Source organism: Streptomyces sp. NPDC005141, assembly GCF_053599975.1.
On the sequence record NZ_JBSFYW010000004.1, the window covers coordinates 162,470 to 179,772 of the forward strand.

Annotated in this window: 17 protein-coding genes; 3 read left to right on the forward strand and 14 right to left on the reverse strand. The window is 71.5% G+C overall.

The features are described 5' to 3' along the window. Positions 1 to 46: 46 nt before the first annotated feature. Positions 47 to 697, reverse strand: coding sequence for a GntR family transcriptional regulator (locus ACWD68_RS04905; protein ID WP_451805062.1), 651 nt, complete (start codon positions 695 to 697; stop codon positions 47 to 49). A 476-nt stretch (positions 698 to 1,173) separates the two neighbouring features. Here ACWD68_RS04905 and ACWD68_RS04910 point away from each other — a divergent pair, with 476 nt between their 5' ends. Together ACWD68_RS04910 and ACWD68_RS04915 are read left to right on the forward strand one after the other, a co-directional pair. Further along, the gene (locus ACWD68_RS04910; protein WP_451805063.1) at positions 1,174 to 1,608 is read left to right on the forward strand and encodes a cupin domain-containing protein; all 435 of its coding nucleotides are present in this window, start codon (positions 1,174 to 1,176) and stop codon (positions 1,606 to 1,608) included. 30 nt (positions 1,609 to 1,638) lie between these two features. Continuing rightward, the gene (locus ACWD68_RS04915) at positions 1,639 to 2,589 is read left to right on the forward strand and encodes an alpha/beta hydrolase fold domain-containing protein (RefSeq protein WP_451805064.1); all 951 of its coding nucleotides are present in this window, start codon (positions 1,639 to 1,641) and stop codon (positions 2,587 to 2,589) included. 409 nt (positions 2,590 to 2,998) lie between these two features. On the opposite strand, the gene ACWD68_RS04920 is transcribed toward ACWD68_RS04915, so the two are convergent. The 5 genes from ACWD68_RS04920 to ACWD68_RS04940 form a co-directional block, all read right to left on the reverse strand. Beyond that, entirely contained in the window at positions 2,999 to 4,072 is a 1,074-nt protein-coding gene (locus tag ACWD68_RS04920; protein WP_451805065.1) for an Ldh family oxidoreductase, read from the reverse strand. Positions 4,073 to 4,092: 20 nt separating this feature from the next. Next, the gene (locus tag ACWD68_RS04925) at positions 4,093 to 5,826 is read right to left on the reverse strand and encodes a thiamine pyrophosphate-dependent enzyme (protein WP_451805066.1); all 1,734 of its coding nucleotides are present in this window, start codon (positions 5,824 to 5,826) and stop codon (positions 4,093 to 4,095) included. A gap of 13 nt (positions 5,827 to 5,839) precedes the next feature. Further along, positions 5,840 to 6,700: an amidohydrolase family protein gene (locus ACWD68_RS04930; RefSeq protein ID WP_369485787.1), complete on the reverse strand. Its 861-nt coding sequence runs from the start codon at positions 6,698 to 6,700 to the stop codon at positions 5,840 to 5,842. Positions 6,701 to 6,847: 147 nt separating this feature from the next. Next, positions 6,848 to 8,059, reverse strand: coding sequence for an L-2-hydroxyglutarate oxidase (gene lhgO, locus ACWD68_RS04935; RefSeq protein WP_451805067.1), 1,212 nt, complete (start codon positions 8,057 to 8,059; stop codon positions 6,848 to 6,850). A gap of 31 nt (positions 8,060 to 8,090) precedes the next feature. Beyond that, positions 8,091 to 9,539 (reverse strand): aldehyde dehydrogenase family protein, encoded by a 1,449-nt coding sequence (locus ACWD68_RS04940; RefSeq protein WP_451805068.1) that lies wholly within the window; start codon positions 9,537 to 9,539, stop codon positions 8,091 to 8,093. 208 nt (positions 9,540 to 9,747) lie between these two features. Between ACWD68_RS04940 and ACWD68_RS04945 the strand changes: the two genes are divergently transcribed. Beyond that, on the forward strand, positions 9,748 to 10,035 hold the full coding sequence (locus ACWD68_RS04945) for a putative quinol monooxygenase (protein WP_451805069.1): 288 nt from the start codon (positions 9,748 to 9,750) through the stop codon (positions 10,033 to 10,035). 95 nt (positions 10,036 to 10,130) lie between these two features. On the opposite strand, the gene ACWD68_RS04950 is transcribed toward ACWD68_RS04945, so the two are convergent. From ACWD68_RS04950 to ACWD68_RS04985, 8 genes are all read right to left on the reverse strand, one after another. Further along, positions 10,131 to 11,153 carry a methionine synthase II (cobalamin-independent)-like protein gene (locus tag ACWD68_RS04950; protein WP_451805070.1) on the reverse strand — a complete coding sequence of 341 codons (1,023 nt, stop codon included), beginning with the start codon at positions 11,151 to 11,153 and terminating at the stop codon, positions 10,131 to 10,133. A gap of 3 nt (positions 11,154 to 11,156) precedes the next feature. Beyond that, on the reverse strand, positions 11,157 to 11,699 hold the full coding sequence (locus ACWD68_RS04955; RefSeq protein ID WP_451805071.1) for a GlcG/HbpS family heme-binding protein: 543 nt from the start codon (positions 11,697 to 11,699) through the stop codon (positions 11,157 to 11,159). After that, complete coding sequence (locus tag ACWD68_RS04960) at positions 11,696 to 12,478, reverse strand: alpha/beta fold hydrolase (protein WP_451805072.1); 783 nt, start codon at positions 12,476 to 12,478, stop codon at positions 11,696 to 11,698. The genes ACWD68_RS04955 and ACWD68_RS04960 overlap by 4 nt, the downstream gene beginning before the upstream one ends. A 50-nt stretch (positions 12,479 to 12,528) precedes the next feature. Continuing rightward, on the reverse strand, positions 12,529 to 12,900 hold the full coding sequence (locus ACWD68_RS04965) for a VOC family protein (protein WP_451805073.1): 372 nt from the start codon (positions 12,898 to 12,900) through the stop codon (positions 12,529 to 12,531). Next, complete coding sequence (locus tag ACWD68_RS04970; protein WP_451805074.1) at positions 12,897 to 13,694, reverse strand: fumarylacetoacetate hydrolase family protein; 798 nt, start codon at positions 13,692 to 13,694, stop codon at positions 12,897 to 12,899. The genes ACWD68_RS04965 and ACWD68_RS04970 overlap by 4 nt, the downstream gene beginning before the upstream one ends. A 4-nt stretch (positions 13,695 to 13,698) precedes the next feature. Next, a complete protein-coding gene (locus tag ACWD68_RS04975) occupies positions 13,699 to 15,147 on the reverse strand; it encodes an NAD-dependent succinate-semialdehyde dehydrogenase (protein WP_451805075.1) in 1,449 nt (482 codons plus the stop codon). A 150-nt stretch (positions 15,148 to 15,297) separates the two neighbouring features. Then, the gene (locus ACWD68_RS04980; RefSeq protein ID WP_451805076.1) at positions 15,298 to 16,218 is read right to left on the reverse strand and encodes a VOC family protein; all 921 of its coding nucleotides are present in this window, start codon (positions 16,216 to 16,218) and stop codon (positions 15,298 to 15,300) included. A 98-nt stretch (positions 16,219 to 16,316) separates the two neighbouring features. Beyond that, positions 16,317 to 17,228 carry a LysR family transcriptional regulator gene (locus ACWD68_RS04985; protein WP_451805077.1) on the reverse strand — a complete coding sequence of 304 codons (912 nt, stop codon included), beginning with the start codon at positions 17,226 to 17,228 and terminating at the stop codon, positions 16,317 to 16,319. Positions 17,229 to 17,303: the final 75 nt, after the last annotated feature.

Genomic DNA, 17,303 nt, shown 5'->3' on the forward strand with positions numbered 1-17,303 from the left:
CGCCCGCCTCGGCTGTCCGTCGTACCGCGCGTCGCCGCGCGACACGTCAGTCGCGCAGCGCTTCGATCACACTGCCGAGGTGAGCGCGGACGGCCGCTTCGGCCGCCTGCGGGTCCCTGGCCCTGATCGCTTCGATCATGGCCAGGTGTTCACTCAGGGAGTGCTGCGCACGACCGGGGCGCAGCGCCAACTGGAACCGGTGGCGCACCAGTTGGGCGTTGAGCCGCTCCAGGAGTCCCACGGCCGTCCGCTGGCCGGAGAACTCCCTGATCCGGGCGTGTACTTCGTGGTTGAGCTCGGAGTAGGTCACCGGTTCGCCGTCGGCGACCGCCTTGGACATGGCCGCGCCCAGGTCCGCCAGTTCGGCGAGCTGGTCGTCGGTGGCCGCGACGGCCGCCTTGGCGGCGCAGAGGCTTTCGAGTGCCATACGGCACTCGGTGATGGCGACCGCTTCCTCCACGGTCACCACCCGGACGCGTGACCCGCGGTTGCGGATCCGCTCGACCAGTCCCTCCGATTCCAGCTCGATCAGCGCCGCGCGGGCGCTGGCCCGGGTGACACCGAACTGCTCGGCGAGTTCGTTCTCCACCAGCCGCTGGGCCGGTGCCATCTCTCCGCGCAGAATCGCCTGCCGCAGCTGCACCAACGCGTGCTGCTTGGCCTGCTCGCCGGTGCCTGGACGGGCTTCCTTCTGCATTGCTGCCCTCCCTGAGTGAGTGCCTGTCGAACGTAAATCTAGACCAACAAGATTGTCAACAATTTTGTTCGGTATGTTGCCGACACGCTTCGGGCAGCGACACGCGTACCCGAGACGCCCCCGGGACCGACCTGTCGGTCGCCGCCTTCCTCCACGGCCACCGGGGTGCGGTCCCCGGGCGACACCCCCGACCGCCGGGGCGGGCCTCCAGGTGACACTCCCGGACACCCGGGGCGCTGCGCCCGATGACGCTCCCGGCCGCCGGGTCGCGGTGCGCGAACGACACCTCCGCGGCCACCCGGTCGTGGCGCGCGGGCGGCGGACTCACCATGAACTGCGACCGCCTCGGCCGATGAGCCGACTGCGGCCCGCCCCTCTCCGTGCACCGATCTCGCGAACCCCGGGACTCCCGGGCGCGGCTGCGTCACACTCCACAACGGAACGCCAACTCACCTTCAAGGGAAGGGACTTACCGAATGCGCGCCTCGCTCCGCACCGGGTCGGCAGGGGCCGCGGCCCTGTGTCTGTCCCTCGTCGCCGTTCCCGCGCACGCGACTCCCCCGGGCCCCGGGGTCAGTGGCAGGGTCATCGCGCAGCGCACCGTCGGCGGCACGGACTACATCCTCCGGGAGATAACCGTCCCGCCCGGCCAGGCGACCGGCTGGCACTACCACGACGGCCCCCTGTACGGATACGTCAAGCAGGGCACCCTCAGCCACTTCGACTCGACGTGCGCGCGTGACGGCCGCTACCGGGCCGGTGACTCCCTCACCGAGCCGCCCGGCCCCGCGAACGTCCACATCGGACGCAACCTCGGCACGAAGCCGCTGGTCCTGGACGTCCTCTATGTACTGCCGCACGGCGCACCCCTCTCCGAGGACGCCCCCAACCCCGGCTGCGGCTTCCAGTAGCGTCCGGGGACGCCCGACGAACGGACCCGCATGTCTCTCCTCGCCCGCCCGGCGGTGGCCTCCCTCGCCGCGAGATCCCTGCAGCGCCTCGCCCTGCTGGCGGACCGGCGGTCCGGCGGACGCGGATCCGCCGCCGCCTCGCACGCCCGGCTACCGGAATTCCCGCGTCGCACAAGGGAGTTGACGATCCCGACCACGGTCGCCCCGGCCCGCGCCACGGTGTACCTGCCGGAGTCCGGAGGTCCGCCGCCTCCGGTGCACGTCAACTTCCACGGCGGCGGCTATGTGTTGCCGCTGACCGAGCCGGACGACCCGCTGTGCCGCTGCCTGGCCACCTCCGCGGGTGTGGTCGTGGTCAACGTGGACTACGTGGTCGCACCGCAGCACCCGTTCCCGGCACCGACCCGGCAGGCCTTCGAGGTCGTACGGTGGATCGCCGAGCACGACGCCGAGCAGGGCTGGGACGGCAGCCGCCTCACGATCGGCGGGCAGAGCGCGGGCGGCGCGCTCGCCGCGGCCGTGGCCCGCCAGGCACTGGCGGAGGGCGGGCCCGCCGTCGCCCTGCAGGTCCTGCACTACCCGCCGCTCGATCTGGTGACCAGCGTCAGGGACAAACCGGCCCCCGTACCCCGGCCGGTGCTGCGTCCCTGGATGGGCGAGATCTTCGACTCCTCGTACGTGCCGAACCCGCGCGAGCGCTCCGACCCGCTGGTGTCGCCGGCCCATCCGTCCGACACCGGGGACCTGAACGGCATCGCGCCCGCCCTCCTCATCACCGCGGAGTTCGACCTCCTCAAACCGGAGGGCGAACGCTACGCGGAACGGCTGCGGAAGACGGGCGCCCTGGTGGACCACGTGGACGTGCCGAAGGCGGACCACGGATACGACGGCACGGACGACGACCGGGCCCGGGAGATCTACGCGCTCATCGCACGGCATGTGCGGCAGGCCGTCGACACCCGGGCGAGCGAGGCCGGTTGACCGCAGGTACCTCGGGCCCCGGTCAGGGACTCCGGCTCGCGGGGACTCCATCGATGGGGTGGCATCACGGGGACGCCGTGACACCACGGGACCAAGCGGCATCACGGACGGCGAGACCCCACCGGACCAGGCAGCAGCACAGACCGCGAGACACCCGCGACCAGGCAGCAGCACGGACGGCGAGACACCCGCGACCAGGCGGCAGCACAGACCGCGAGACACCCGCGACCAGGCAGCAGCACGGACGGCGAGACACCCGCGACCAGGCGGCAGCACGGACGGCGAGACACCCGCGACCAGGCGGCAGCACGGACGGGTCGCGTCTCGGACGGGAGGCCGGGGGTCTCGATGCTGCGGGAACCCCGGCCGTCCGGCCCTCCATCCCCCTTCGTGGAGCCCGTGCCGGGTCCTACCCCTGGACCTCGGGTGGTGAGATACCGAACCTGCCCGCGCTCTCCGTGAGTTCGCGCCACACCTTGGCCGCCACGGGCACCCCCTCACCCGCGCGCCGCTCCGCCACCGACGCGCTGCGCTCGCCCGGATAGAACACGCCCTGCGCGCCGTCCGCCGGAGTCAGCGCCTTGAGGGTGGCGAGCGTGGCGTCGACCGCCGCGGTGAACTCGGCCGGGTCGCCGAAGGCCGCCGGATCGATGGCGATGAGCAGGGCGTTCTGGCGGTGCTTGCGTCCCGCGGGATCGTCGGAGTGGAAGGCGGCGAAGATGGGCGCTCCGACGAGCACGCTGGTCAGCAACTCGAAGGCGAGCGACATGCCGGACCCCTTGGCACCGCCGAGGGGCAAAGGCATGACGGCCTTGTCCGGGTCGGTGGTGGGCGTGCCGTCCTCGGTGGCGGCGGCTCCCTCGGGCAGCGGGGTTCCGCTGGCTCTGGCCTGCCGGATCCTGCCCAGGGCGATGGTGGCGGTGGCCATGTCGAGGAGCAGCGGGGCATGGCTCTCGGCCGGCACGGCGACGGCGAGCGGGCTGGTCGCGACGGCCGCTCCCTTGACCCCGGTGTAGCCCATGTTGGGCATGCCGGCGACGAACGCGATGCCGATCAGGCCCTGTTCGGCGATCTTCGAGACGTAGTAGCCGATGGCACCGGTGTGCACGGTGCGGCGCACCCCGACGGCCGCGATCCCACTCGCCCTGGCCCGGGTCACCGCCTCCTCGGCGGCCGCGGTGAGGGCCACGGGGCCGGGCGCGCGGTCGGCGTCGAGGACGGCGACGGCCGGTGTGCTCGACTCCACCGTGATCTCGGGACTGGCGTTGGCCACCCCCTTGGCGAGCAGTTCCAGATAGGCGGGAACGCGCGCGGTGCCGTGGGAGTCGACGCCGCGCAGCGCGGCCCAGACGAACACGTCGGCGGTGGTACGGGCGTGCTCGGGACGCAGGCCGCCCTTCTCCAGGAGTGCGGCGGCGAAGCCGCGCAGTTCCTCGGCGGGGACGAGCACCCTGCCCGGCTTGGGTGTTGGGGTGTCGGTCATGGTGGCGGGTGCCTCCTGGATCAGCGGGTGACGAGGACGTCGACGACGGCGGTGGTGCCCTCCGCCACGGCCTTGAGCGCGCGCTCCAGGGCGGGGGCGAGCGCGTCCGGCGCGTCGACGGTCTCGGTGTGCATGCCGAACGGCTCGGCGAACTGCGCGAGTCGGGGCAGCCGGCGCAGGTCGGTGCCGAGCCACTCGCCGGTGTCGGCCGCCGCGCCCTCGGGGTAGAACCTGCGGTGGTTGAGGTTCATCGACTTGTAGACGCGGTTGTTGAAGACCACGATCAGCAGCGGCAGACCGTACGCGTTCGAGGCGTCGTACGACGGGATGACCGGGTTGTAGGCGAAGGCCCCGTCGCCGATCGTGAGGACCACGGGACGCTCCCGCGCGGCGAGTTTGACGCCGAGCGCGACCGCCATGCCCTGGCCGAGCCCGCCCTGCACGTAGAAGTACGAGTCGGGGTCGGCGGTCCGCACATGGCGTTTGACGACGCGGCTGTGCGTGATGGTCTCGTCGACGACGATCGCTTCCTGCCCGTCGAGCAGCCGCCGCAGGGTGGCGGCGACGAGCACGGGGTCGATGCCCTCGGCCTGTGCCGCCTTCGCCTCGGCCGCCGCGATCGCGGCCTGTTCGTCCGCGTGCCGCTCCTCGTGCGCCGCGCGCCGTGCGGTGGCGGCGGCCAGTTCGGCCTGTTCGGACGGTGCCCCGCCCGCGCGCTTGGTCAACTGGCGCAGGGTGTTGGTGACGTTCCCTTCCAAGTATCGGTCGGCGAAGAGGACTTGGTAGGTGATGTGCGGGCGTTGCGGAACCTCGTCGATGACGACGACGCGTGCCTTCGACGGGCGGCGGGAGGGCGGGTAGAAGGGCGCGCGGCAGTTGACGAGGAGGATGAGGTCGGCCTCGTCCATCCAGGGGCCGATGTCGGATCCGGCGTGCAGCGGGTGGGTGCGCGGGAAGTTGCCGCACACCGCCGAGTCGGGTTCGACGACCGGGAGGTTCCAGGCCTCGGCGAAGGCGACCAAGGCTTCGAAGCCGCCCTCGTCACGCCCCGCCGTCTCGGTGACGATCACCGGGTCGGCCGCCTCGCGGATCATCTGTGCGACGGGGTCGACCTCTTCGGGCGAGCTGTGGGTCGAGCCCGGCGGGACGATCGGCTTGGCCTCGCGCCCGTCCCAGTCCTCCAGCAGGATCTCCAGCGGGATGTTGAGGTAGGCCGGTCCGGCCGGTGCCCGCCAGGCCAGCTCCGCCGCCCGCGTGACCATGGCGGGCAGCGTGTGCACCCCGGCGGCCTCGTTGGACCACTTGGTGAACGGCTGGGCGATGCCGTGCGGTCCGCCCACGACGGACAGGTTGCGGTACCACTGGCCGCCGGGGTCCTGTCCGGGGCCGTCGCCGTAGCTGGTCGACTCGGAGGAGGCGACCAGCATGGGAACGCCGGCGAGCAGGGCTCCGTGGATCGCCATGGAGCCCTGGAGCAGGCCGGGGGCCGCGTGCAGGAGCACGGCCTGGGGGCGGCGGGCGATCAGGCCGTAGCCGGTGGCCATGCCGACCGCCACCGTCTCGTGGGTGAGGTCCAGGTAGTCGGGAGCGGGCTCGCCGTCGCGGTGGCGCCGGGCCAGGGACTCCCAGACCGGGGCCCATTCCGACCCCGACGAGCAGAAGATGTAGTCGGCGCCGACGGCGTTGAGGGCCGACACGAGTGCCTCGCCGCCGTCACCGCCGCCGGCACCCGGTGTGTTCTTGGTGTCCGTCATCGCTGGTGTGTCCTCAGCCCTCGATCGGCCAGTCGAGGACCTCGGAGATGCCGCGGCCCAGGATCCACTCCAGTTCCTCGGGCGTGAAGTCCCAGTGCTGGGTGAACTGCTCGATGGTGTCGGTGTAGGTGATGCCGTGGCCGAGCAGGCGGGTGATGTCGGTGCCGTAGAAGCACCGCTGGGGGCCCAGCTTGTCGACCATCTCGCGCACGTACTTCTCGATGTTCTTGTTCGGGAAGGGCTGCGTCGAGTAGCCGGGGAGCGCCGAGACCTTGACGTAGATGTTCGGGTGGACGGCCAGGTCGGCGGTCTCCTGGACCCAGTAGCCGATCGCGTCGTCCACGCAGCGGGCCATGATGCCCATGTGGTCGATGATGATCTTCAGGCCGGGGTGCTTGGCGGCGATCTCGCCGAGCTCGCGCTTCCAGATCGGGGCGTGGACCATGGTGGGGATGCCGAGCTCCTCGGCGATCGGCCAGTACCAGTCGTTGGTGCCGTCGATCATCCAGTTGCGGTCCTGCGGGCGGTGGAAGGTGAGCCGGGTGCCTTTGATGTAGGGGTTCCGGGCGAAGTCCTTCAGCATCGCGGTGCCCTCGACGGCGTCGTCCTGCGGGACGCGGGCCATGATGCCGAAGCGGTCCGGGTGGGCCTCACAGGCTTCGAGCGCGTAGTCGATGCGGTTGCCCTCCCATGACGGGGGCAGGATCAGCGCCCGGTTGACGCCGGCCTCGTCCATCAGCTCGAGGGCCTCCTCGTAGGAGAAGGGGTCCTCGCGGTGGCCGTTGAGGCGGATGCGCTCCCGGGCGCCCGGGACCCAGGGGCGGTCCGGGGTCTCTTCCTTCCAGATGTGGATCTGGGTGTCGACAACGAACATGTCATCTGCCGTTTCTCTGCGAAGGGGATGATCGCGAAGGGGGTGGTGAGGTGGTGCGGATGGAACGCTAGGTCGGCGAAAGGCCTTTGCCGAGCGCTGGGAGCGCAAGCAGTTCTTGCGCGAAAGTCCCCTGCGCGAAGGGCATGTTCAGGTTGCGCGGACGTCGCCGAAGACGGTGTCCGCGATGTGTTCCGCGATCGCCATCGAGGAAGTCGCCGCGGGTGAGGGCGCGTTGCGTACGGCGGTGACCGCACCGACCTGATGGATGGCGAAGTCGTCCACCAACGAGCCGTCCCTGCCCAGCGCCTGGGCGCGTACGCCGGCTCCGCCGCGCACCACGTCACCGGCGTGGATGGCGGGGACGTACGCCTTGGCGGCCTTCATGTAGGCGTTCACCGACAAGGAGCCGTGCATCTCCTTGATGCCGGTGCGCCAGTGTTTCCTGGCCATCCGCCACATGCCGGGGAAGCGGGCGATGCGGGCGAGTTCGCGCAGGTCGATGTCCGAGCGGCGGTAGCCCTCGCGGGAGAGGGCGAGGACGGCGTTGGGCCCGACCTCGACGTCGCCGTTCACCCTGCGGGTGAAGTGGACGCCGAGGAAGGGGTAACGCGGGTCCGGTACGGGGTAGATGAGGCCGCGGACCATGTGGGCCCTGCTCGGCGACACCGTCATGTACTCGCCGCGGAAGGGGACGATGCGCGGTTCGTCCCCGTCGTCGGCGAGCCGGGCGACGCTGTCGCTCTGGAGTCCCGCGCAGAGCACGAGGCGGTCGACCCGGAGGGTTTCGGCGCCGGAGGCGACCTCGATGCCGCCGCCGGTCAGCCGGGTGACGCGGGTGACCGGGAAGCCGAGCCGTACCTCGCCGCCGGACGCCACGACGTCCCGGGCGAAGGACCGGGCGACGGCGGTGTAGTCGGTGATGGCGGTGCGCGGGGAGTGCAGGGCCGCCAGGCCCACGGCGTACGGCTCGATCTCGTGGATCTCGCCCGCGTCGACCCGGCGCAGGCCGGGCACCTTGTTCTCCAGGGACTTGGCGTGCAGGGCCTCCAGGCGCGGCACTTCGCCGTCCGTGACGGCGACGACGAGCTTGCCGCACTCGTCGTAGGGCAGTCGCCGGTCCTCGCAGTACTCGCGGATCATGGCCATGCCCCTGGTGCACAGGCGGGCCTTGAGACTGCCGGGCGTGTAGTAGATGCCGGCGTGCACCACGCCCGAGTTGTGCCCGGTCTGGTGGACGGCGACCTCCTGCTCCTTCTCGAGCACCACGACGCGGGTGCCGGGGCGGCGCAGGGCTATCTCGCGCGCCGTGGCGAGCCCCACGATGCCGGCACCGACGATGCCGATCGTCTCGTCAGCCATCGGCTTCCTCCTTCTGTCGTTCAGGTCTCCGTCAGCCACCGAAGTGGATGGCGACGGTCTTGACCCGGGTATAGAACCGCAGCCCTTCCTCTCCCTGCTCCTTGAACGGCGATCCGGAGTCGCGGAAACCGCCGAAGGGATGGTGGACGTCCCAGCCGGAGGTGGTGGTGTTCACCGCGATCTGGCCGCACTCGGCCTGGTCCGCGAACCGGTGGGCGGCGCCCAGGTCTCGGGTGAACACGGCGGCGGCGAGGCCGAAGACGGAGTCGTTGACCGCCTCGACCGCCTCGTCGAAGGAGTCCACCGCGCACAGCGCGACAACGGGCCCGAACACCTCCTCGCGCCAGATGTCGAGCTCCGGGGTCACCTCGCCGAGCACGGTCGGATTCACGTAACAGCCGTGGCGCAGCGCCTCGTCCGAGGGCCGGTCGCCGCCGGCGAGGACCGTCGCGCCCTGCTTCACGGCGCGCTCGATGTCGGAGAGGACGCTGTCGCGCTGCCGGGCGCTGACCAGCGGCCCCATCGTGGTGCCCGCGGCGAGTCCCGGTCCGACGCGCAGGGCTGCCGTCTCGGCGAGCAGCAGCGCGGTGAACTCCTCGTACACGGGCCGCTCGACGATCACCCGGCTGGTGGCCGTGCAGCGCTGGCCCGCCTGGGCGAAGCCTGCGGCCGCCACGGCCTCGGCGGCGGCGTCCAGATCGGCGTCGGCGAGGACCACGGTGGCGTTCTTGCCGCCCAGTTCGCCCTGGAAGCGGACGTTGGTGTGGGCGAGCGCTGCCCGCAGGCCCTCCCCGACCTCGTTGCTGCCGGTGAAGGTGAGGGCGGAAAGACGCGGGTCGCGCAGGAGTGCGTCGGAGATCCGCGAGCCGCGTCCCGTGACGACGTTGAGGACGCCGGCGGGCAGCCCGGCGTCGTGCAGGGCGCGGGCGAGGTGCAGGGCGGCCTGCGGGGTGTCGGTGGCCGGCTTGAGGATCGCCGCGTTGCCCGCCGCGAGGCAGGGGGCCAGCTTGCGGGCCGGGGTGATCAGCGGGTCGTTCCAGGGGGTGATGGCGAGGACGATGCCGAGCGGCTCGCGCTGGTGGTGGGTGCGGGTGTCGGGGCGTACGTCGTGCACCAGCGTGCCGTAGCCCTGGCGGGCGATGCCCGCGTAGTACTCCAGGAAGTCGGCGGCCTTGACGGTCTCACCGGTCGCCTCGGCACGGGTCTTGCCCATCTCGGTGCTGAGGTCCTCGGCGATCCCGGCGACGCGCTCGCGCAGCAGCCGGGCCGCGTCGGTCATGATCCGGGCGCGTTCGAAGGGGCTGGTGCGCTTCCAGACGGCGAAGCCCCGTTCGGCGTGGTCGTAGGCGTCGGTGACGTCGGCGGCGCTCAGTGCGGGAACGCGGGCCACGGGGCTGCGCAGATCCGCGGGGTCGTGGACCTCGATCCACTCGCCGGTCGCCACCCACTCCCCACCGGAGAGGGTTTCCAGGGTACGCATCAAGATCACTTCTCTCGTCCGCCGCGGTGCGGGGCCGCGGTCAACCGGATGGGACGGCCCTGGGGGCCGCACCGACAACACACGAGCGGGGGCCGGGCCGACCAGCCCCGCGGCGGCAGACATTGCTTTCGCTCCGCGCGGGTCGCCCATCAGGGGATTCGTGCTGGAATCGGCGGGCCCGACAGCACGCCCCACCCGGAGGAAAGACATGGCTTTCGCAGTCGTCGCCCACTACCGGTGCGCACCCGCCGACGAGGCCACCGTGCGCGCCGCGCTGCTGAAGATGCGCGAACTGACGCCCGCCGAGCCCGCGAACCTCGCCTACGAGGTCCACGCGGAGGCCGGCCGGCCGGGCTCGTTCGTCCTCTACGAGCGGTACACGGATCGCGCCGGCTTCGAGGCGCACCGGACGGCGGACCACTTCACGGAGTTGATCGTGGGGTGTGTGCTGCCCCTGCTGACGGAACGCACGGTGACGTTCGCCGAGGTGCTCTGAGCGGTCGGCCGGGAGAGCGGTCGGCGCGCTCGCCGACCCGCTCCGAGCCGTCGGCCGGGAGGCGGGCCCGCACCCCCGGCCGGCGTCGGCCCGGGTCAGAACTCGTTGCCCCAGCAGTAGCGGGCGAGTGTCTCCACCAGGACCAGCTTGCGGCGCTGGTCCTCCGCGCCCAGCAGCGGCCGGGCCGCAACGTCGGCGAAGCCGCGGGACGGCGCGAGGGCCATGTCCTCGATGTCCTTGATCTCGGCGGCGGCGTCGATACGGGCCAGCACCGTGTCGATCTCCTCCAGCTCGGGCGTGGTCGCGTCCACGACGCCGAGGCACGCGTCCCGGTCCTCGGGCAGTGCCCTGAGCAGGTCGCGTTCGGCCGCCGTCCCCCGGTCGTACGGGAGGATCCAGCGGTCCGCGGGGACCTCGCCGTACAGCCGCTCGGCCCGGGCCCGGTCCACCGCGCCCGGTGCTTCCCAGCCGGGGCAGACCCCGATCCGTACGCCCTCGGGGCGTTCCTCCAGGCGCACCGCCATGGCCTCCACGGCGAGCGCGTCCTCGAAGGACAGCACGCCGGGCGCGGCCGGGTCGGCGGTGAGGTGGCCGAGGAGCAGGGGGTTGTTCAGCTGGATCAGCCGGACGCCGCGGGAGACGAGCAGGGCGATCTCCGCGTGGATGATCTCGGCCAGGGCCTCGCCGAGTTCACGGGCCGAGGCCGGGCCGCCGGAGGCCGCGAGGCCGGGGTCGAAGGTGGTCGCGGCGAGGTAGGCCGGAGAGGGCAGGGACGCCTTGGGGGCGATCACCGTCAGCTCGGCGAGCCGGGCCGCCCAGTCGGCCGGCAGCGGGCCGTTGGCCTTGGGCAGGGACTCTGCCACCCAGCGGGACAGTCCGTCGGGCCCCTTCTCCGGCGTGCGGCGGAAGCCGGAGACGGTGCCGAGGACGGCGCCGCGGAAGTCCTCGCGGGGGAAGTCGCCGTCGGTGACGACGGTCGAGCGCACCCTGCGCTGGAAGGCCACCGCCTCGGTGACCGCGTCGTCCAGCGCCCCGGGGCCGTCGCCCGGGGTCGTGAGGGTGACGGGGCGGACCAGGCTGCCGTGGTGGTCGATGCGGTAGTTGAACGTGTCCGCCATGGTTCAGGCACCCTTCTCGGTCTTCTCAGAGTTCGGCGTCTTCCCGGCGTTCGGTGTCTTCCCGGCGTTCGGTGTCTTCCCGGCGTCGCCGGCCGCGGCGCCGGCGACACCCCAGGCGGCGAACTCCAGTTCGTACCCGAGGGATTCGAGTACCTCGTCGGCGACCTGCTGGTCCTCGTCCGCGGTGCCGCCCGCGATGCCGAGTCCGCCGATGATCTCGCCGTCCTTCTTGATCGTGACGCTGCCCTCGGTGGCCATGATGGGCTGGGCCGCGCCGGGCAGTTGGGAGAGCTGCGCGAAGAAGACCGGCTGACTCTCCTGCCACTTCTTCAGCATCCTGCCCGGGCGCTGCATGACAGCCGCGGTGTACGCCTTGGCGCGGGCGATGTCCGGGGTGAGGGGACGCGCGCCGTCGGAGCGGCGGACGCTGATGACGAAGCCGCCCGCGTCCACCACGGCGACGCTCACCGCCTTCCCGAGCGCCCGGGCCCGCTCGAGGGCGGCGCCGACGATCTCCTCGGCGGCGTCGAGGGTGAGGCTGCTCATGCTGCTTCCTTCTGTCCGAGGGTGCGGCGCAGGTGCGCGACGGCGAGGTTGTACGGGCCCGGCGTCTCCCAGTACATGGAGTGCGGGGCGTCCGGCACGATCTCCAGGCGGGAGCCGGGGAGCAGTTCGTGGGCGCGGGTCACGGTCTTCACGCTGAGCACCGCGTCCTTCTCGCCGAGCAGGAACGCGATCTCGACGCCCGAGTCCTGGATGTCCCGCAGGGAGGGTCCGTCGGTGTCGAGGTTGCGCAGATCGGCCATCCTCGCGACGTTGAAGGTGCCCATCTGCTGGAAGAGGAAGGTGCGGTCGGCGCACTCCTGCTGGAAGCGCCGGGTGAGGAGCCGGTCGATGACGGGCAGCTTGACGGCCTCGGCCCGGTCGGCGGCGGCCAGTTCGCGCAGTTCGGGGTGGCTGATGCCGCCGAGGGAGTGGCCGAGGACGACGGAGCCGACCCGGTCGGGACGGAGCAGGCCGGCGCGCAGGGCGGCCACCGAGCCGATGGACTGGCCCACCAGCATCACGTCGGTGAGGTTCTCGGCGTCCAGGACGGCGAGGACGTCCCCGGGGAAGTCCTGGCCGTCGAACTCCGCCATGGAGGAGTCGGACTTGCCGAAGCCGCGCAGGTCCATGGTGACGACGGTGAACTCCTCGCGCAGCGCGGCCACTTGCTGCCACCAGGCGGCGTGGTTGCCGCCGCTGCCGTGCACGAGGAGGATCACCGGACCGCTGCCGTGACGCTCGTAGTAGATGGAGGTGCCGTCGGAGTCGGCGAGGGGCATGGGAGGGAACTCCTAGCAGTACGGGGGGACGGACTCCGGGCCGCGCGCGCTCAGTTGGGGCGCCTGCCGTGGAAGACCAGCTCGATCATGGTGTGGTCGGGGTCGTGGATGTAGCAGAACTTGGACTGGTTCTCGGGGCGTTCGATCGGGCGCGTGTGCCGGATGCCCAGCTCCTCGAGGTGGGCGAGGAACTCGTCCCAGTCGTCGACCTCGACGGCGAAGTGGTAGGGCGCCATGCGCTCCATCTCCTCGACCGGAGTGAAGTGGAGGTCGAAGTTGCCACGGGTCATGAGAACGACCCGGGTGTTGGACTTGGGCATGATGCGCTTCATCCCGAAGACCTTCGTGTACCACTCGGCGGTCCGGTCGGGTTCGGTGGTGGGGAAGTTGACGTGGTGGATGTAGCGCGGTGCCTTGCTCATGCGGAATTCCCTTCTGGGTGTACGGGGTTGGAGAGCACGCCGATGCCGCTGATCTCGACGTCGACCGTGTCCCCCGGCTCGATCTGGCACGTCGACTCGGCGCCCATCCACAGCACGTCACCGGGACGCATGGTGATGTGCCGGGTGATCTCGACGATGTGGTCGAAGGGGTCGAAGACCATGTCGCCGGTCGGAAACGCGGCACGGACCTCGCCGTTGACCCGGAGCGTGGTCGTCTGCGCCAACGCGTCGACGTCGGTCTCGATCCAGGGACCCATCGGCTTGAACGTGTCGCTGTTCTTGCTGCGCCAGAACGTGCGGTCCTGGTGCTGCCAGGCACGGGCGCTGACGTCGTTGCCGATCGTCCAGCCGAACACGGCCTCGCGGGCTTGCTCGTACGTGGCGTGCCGCAGCGTACGGCCGATGACCGCGACGAGTTCCGGCTCGGCCTCGAACCGCCCCGTGACCTCGGCCGGTTTGACGATGGGCGAGCGGTGGCCGGTCAGCGCGTTGTTGGCCCGGTAGCCCACTTCGGGACGGGTGGGGACCTCGGCGCCGGCGTGCCGGATGTGCCGCGGGTAGTTCATGCCGACGGCGTAGAACACGGGCGGGACGACGACCGGCAGCCAGACCGCATCGGTACGCGGCACGGCACCGATGACGGTGGGGCCGCGTTCGCTGTGCGGCCGCCGCGGCGTGGCGTCCAGCGGGGACTCGGACAGCAGCTCGATGTCCCGCTCCCCCACGCGGCCCCACACCGCTCGTCCGGCGACCGACACCCGGGTGTATCGCATGTGATCAGCCGGCCAGCAGATGGGAGACGCGCTTGGTGATCAGGTAGGCGTCCAGCGCCTCGGGCCCGCCCTCCCTGCCGTAGCCGCTCTCCTTGACGCCCCCCGAGGGTGCCTCGCTCACCGAGCCGCCGCAGTGGTTGACGGAGAGGATGCCCGCCTCCAGTTCGCGCACCAGGTGCTCGGCGGTGGCCGCGGACTCGGTGAAGCCGTAAGCGGCGAGGCCGTAGGGCAGTTCGTTCGCGGTGCGCAGCGCCGCGTCGAGGTCGCGGAAAGCGGTGATGGGCGCGAGCGGCCCGAACGGCTCCTCGCGCATCAGGTCCGCGTCGGGCGGTACGTCGGTGAGGACGGTCGGCGCGAAGAAGTAGCCGGCGCGGTCGAGCCGTTCGCCTCCGGTGCGCACGGTGGCGCCTCGGCGCACGGCGTCGGCGGTCAGCCGCTCCACCGCGCGGAGCCGGCGTTCGTTGGCGAGCGGTCCCATGGTCGTGCCCTCGGCCAGGCCGTCGCCGACGACGACCGCCTCGGCCGCCTTCACGAACGCGGCGGTGAAGTCGTCGACGAGGTCCTCGTGGACGAGGAACCGGCTCGGCGAGGTGCAGACCTGGCCGGCGTTGGCGAACTTGGCCTGGGCGGCGCGCCGGGCGGCCCGGGTGGGGTCGGCGTCCGCGCACACGATCACGGGGGCGTGGCCGCCCAGCTCCATCAGGGACGGCTTCATGACCTCCCCGGCGGCGGCTGCCAGCTGTTTGCCCACGGGGACCGACCCGGTGAAGGCGACGAGACGGATGACCGGCGAGGCGATCAAGTGGGCCGACACCTCGGCCGGTTCGCCGAAGACGAGGTTGAGGACACCGGGCGGCAGACCCGCGTCCACGAAACAGCCGACCAGGGCGGCGGCCGTCGCCGGGGTCTCCTCGGACGCCTTGATGACGATGGAGCAGCCCGCGGCGAGGGCCGAGGAGATCTTGCGCATCGGTCCGCCGGCCGGGAAGTTCCAGGGGACGAACGCGGCGACGGGGCCGACCGGTTCACGGCGTACGGACAGCAGGGTGCCGGGGGCGGAGGGGATGATGCGGCCGTAGGCGCGGCGGGCGTCGTCGGCGTGCCAGCGCAGGGTGTCCGCGACGCGGCGGGCCTCTCCGGTGGCCTCGGCGAGGGGCTTGCCCTGTTCGAGGGTCATGATCCGGCCGACCTCACCGGCCCGCTCGGTGAGCAGGTCGGCGGCGGTGTGCAGGATCGCGGTGCGGCGGGCGACGGGGGTGTCGCGCCAGGTCCTGAATCCCCCGGCGGCGGCGTCGAGGGCGCGGTCCAGGTCGGCGGTGGTCGCGAGGGGTACCTCTCCGATCACCTCTTCGGTGGCCGGGTTCACGATCGGGGCGGTGCGTCCGGTGCCGCCTTGGCACCACTCGCCCGCTATGTGCAGACGGACGGCGGGATAGCCGTGGTCGGTGGTCATGGGTGGGAGCCCTCTCAGGCCGGCGAACGAGGCGAATGGGGCCCGCGGCACGAAAGCCGTGGGTGCGGGGCATGCACGTGGGATGTCCAGCGCGGAGGTACGAAGTGCGCGGAGTGCAGTGCGGTGCGGTGCGGTGCGGTGCGGTGCACGTCAGGATGCGGGGGCGTCCTGCTGGTCGCGGTTGGTGCGCAGCGCCCAGATGTGGTGCGGCGGGGTGGTCCCGTGGACGCGGGTCTCGTAGGAGTCGTCCACCCGGTCCATGTCGGCGGCGTACTCGACGCGTCCGCCGCAGGGCGCGTGTACGAAACGGAAGACGTTGGAGCCGACGGTGTGACGGCCGAGCCTGCGTGCCTCGCGCCAGCCCCGGTCGATCATGTGGTTGCCACCCTCGATGACGTCGTCGAAGCCGGGGACCTCGTAGGCGACGTGGTTGACGCCCGCCTTGTCGGGACGGTGGCACAGCAGCATGGTGTGCTGGTCGTCGTCGCCCGGTGCCCGCATGAAGACGCCCATGGGCTCGACGACGTCGGTCGGCCGGAAGCCGAGGCGGTCCACGTAGAACGCGACGGCCTCCTCGCGGCCCTCCTTGCGGATGTTGAGCGCGACGTGGCACATGCGCAGCGGGCGTACCCGGGTGATCGCCTCCAGCGCGGTGTTCCAGCGGGTGACCTTGCCCGGCGCGTTGGCGGGCCGGGGGGTGACGTCGGCGGGCCGGGGCCGGGCCAGGGTCAGGCCTGCCCCGAAACCCGTCTCGTCCACGGTGTGGAACACTCCGGCGGCGTCCTCCCGGACCGGGCGGTCACGGCCGGCCGCGGCCACGAGGCGCTCCAGTTCGCGCGGGGTGTCGACGCCCCACACCACTTCGCGCAGGGTGGGCCCGGCCTCCACCGGCGGCGGGAGCGGCGGGCCGGCTTCGGTGTCGAGGTGGAGCGTCTGGCCGGTGAGGGTCTCGAACACCGCGTGCTCGTCGCTCCGTTCCAGCAGGAAGAGCCCGAAGTCGTCGAAGAACCGGACGCATTGGCCGAGGTCGTCGATGCTGTAGGTGACCGATTCGATTCTTTGGATTCCCATGGGTTCCTCGTTTCGCGGGTCGCCTGGTGAGCGTAGGTTTCGGGCGGCAGCGGCCTCAACGGTCCAGGCTCGACGGAATCTGCAATCGTTTCTTGCGGCTACGACCGGATGGCCGGAATGGGATTCTCGGAGAACCACGAGGTGAGGAAGTCCAGGAATACGCTGACCTTGCGCGGGGTGCCCTGTCCGGGGCCGTAGATCGCGTACAGGGGACGGTCGGGCACCGCCAGTTCGGGCAGCAGCACCTGGAGAGCTCCCGAGATGAGGTCGTCGTACGCCGGCCGCTGGGGCAGCAGGGCGATCCCGCGGCCGTGCACGGCCGCCTTCTGCAGGGCGATGTAGGAGTTGGACGAGAAGGCGACGTTGCGGATCTTGTGCAGGGTGGAGGCGTGGCCGTGGCCGATGCGCCAGACCGGGTCGTTGACGTGGACGAGGCACTCGTGGGCGGCGATTCCGTTCGGCTCGGTGAGCGGGCCGTTGCGGTCGAGGTAGTCCTCGGAGGCGCACAGCACGAACGGCAGTGAGGCGATCTTCTTGAGGCGGACGCTGGAGTCCCGCAGATCCCGGGTGTGGAATGCCACGTCGAATCCGCTGTCGAGGAAATCGTAGGTCCGGTCCGACATGCCTCCCAGTTCGAAACGGACCTGGATCTTGGGGTGGGAGGCGGAAAAGGCCGCTATCGCGTCACCGAGATCCAGACTCCCGATCCATTTGGGGCAGATGATGCTGAGCGTGCCCTCGGCGCGGTCGTGCAGCTGGGCGATTCCGGCGTCCTCGGCCTCGATCTCCTCCAGGATGCGGGCCGCGAAGTCGGCGTATCGCTGGCCCGGTTCGGTGAGGCTGACCGAACGGGCCGTGCGGTTGACCAGCCGGACGCCCACCTGCCGTTCCAGTTCGGCGACGTGGCGCGACACCAGGGAGCCGGAGGAGCCCAGCTTCTTGGCGGCGCCGCTGAAGCTGCCGACCTGCGCGACGGTGACGAAGCTGTGCATGAGGAGCAAGCGGTCCATGTTTCCCTCCGGAGGCCCACAGCTGCCAGGGGTGGGCCCCGGCGGCGTTGCCGGTCGTTCGAGTGTGCGGGCGGC

What these genes read in the sequence shown, in the direction of transcription:
- ACWD68_RS04955 (WP_451805071.1), bottom strand. Translation starts at nt 11,699, where the DNA reads ATGAGCAGCCTCACCCTCGACGCCGCCGAGGAGATCGTCGGCGCCGCC.
- ACWD68_RS04910 (WP_451805063.1), top strand. Translation starts at nt 1,174, where the DNA reads ATGCGCGCCTCGCTCCGCACCGGGTCGGCAGGGGCCGCGGCCCTGTGT.
- ACWD68_RS04940 (WP_451805068.1), bottom strand. Translation starts at nt 9,539, where the DNA reads ATGCGTACCCTGGAAACCCTCTCCGGTGGGGAGTGGGTGGCGACCGGC.
- ACWD68_RS04985 (WP_451805077.1), bottom strand. Translation starts at nt 17,228, where the DNA reads ATGGACCGCTTGCTCCTCATGCACAGCTTCGTCACCGTCGCGCAGGTC.
- lhgO (WP_451805067.1), bottom strand. Translation starts at nt 8,059, where the DNA reads ATGGCTGACGAGACGATCGGCATCGTCGGTGCCGGCATCGTGGGGCTC.
- ACWD68_RS04925 (WP_451805066.1), bottom strand. Translation starts at nt 5,826, where the DNA reads ATGACGGACACCAAGAACACACCGGGTGCCGGCGGCGGTGACGGCGGC.
- ACWD68_RS04970 (WP_451805074.1), bottom strand. Translation starts at nt 13,694, where the DNA reads ATGCGATACACCCGGGTGTCGGTCGCCGGACGAGCGGTGTGGGGCCGC.
- ACWD68_RS04950 (WP_451805070.1), bottom strand. Translation starts at nt 11,153, where the DNA reads ATGGCGGACACGTTCAACTACCGCATCGACCACCACGGCAGCCTGGTC.
- ACWD68_RS04945 (WP_451805069.1), top strand. Translation starts at nt 9,748, where the DNA reads ATGGCTTTCGCAGTCGTCGCCCACTACCGGTGCGCACCCGCCGACGAG.
- ACWD68_RS04905 (WP_451805062.1), bottom strand. Translation starts at nt 697, where the DNA reads ATGCAGAAGGAAGCCCGTCCAGGCACCGGCGAGCAGGCCAAGCAGCAC.
- ACWD68_RS04975 (WP_451805075.1), bottom strand. Translation starts at nt 15,147, where the DNA reads ATGACCACCGACCACGGCTATCCCGCCGTCCGTCTGCACATAGCGGGC.
- ACWD68_RS04920 (WP_451805065.1), bottom strand. Translation starts at nt 4,072, where the DNA reads ATGACCGACACCCCAACACCCAAGCCGGGCAGGGTGCTCGTCCCCGCC.
- ACWD68_RS04960 (WP_451805072.1), bottom strand. Translation starts at nt 12,478, where the DNA reads ATGCCCCTCGCCGACTCCGACGGCACCTCCATCTACTACGAGCGTCAC.
- ACWD68_RS04915 (WP_451805064.1), top strand. Translation starts at nt 1,639, where the DNA reads ATGTCTCTCCTCGCCCGCCCGGCGGTGGCCTCCCTCGCCGCGAGATCC.
- ACWD68_RS04965 (WP_451805073.1), bottom strand. Translation starts at nt 12,900, where the DNA reads ATGAGCAAGGCACCGCGCTACATCCACCACGTCAACTTCCCCACCACC.
- ACWD68_RS04930 (WP_369485787.1), bottom strand. Translation starts at nt 6,700, where the DNA reads ATGTTCGTTGTCGACACCCAGATCCACATCTGGAAGGAAGAGACCCCG.
- ACWD68_RS04980 (WP_451805076.1), bottom strand. Translation starts at nt 16,218, where the DNA reads ATGGGAATCCAAAGAATCGAATCGGTCACCTACAGCATCGACGACCTC.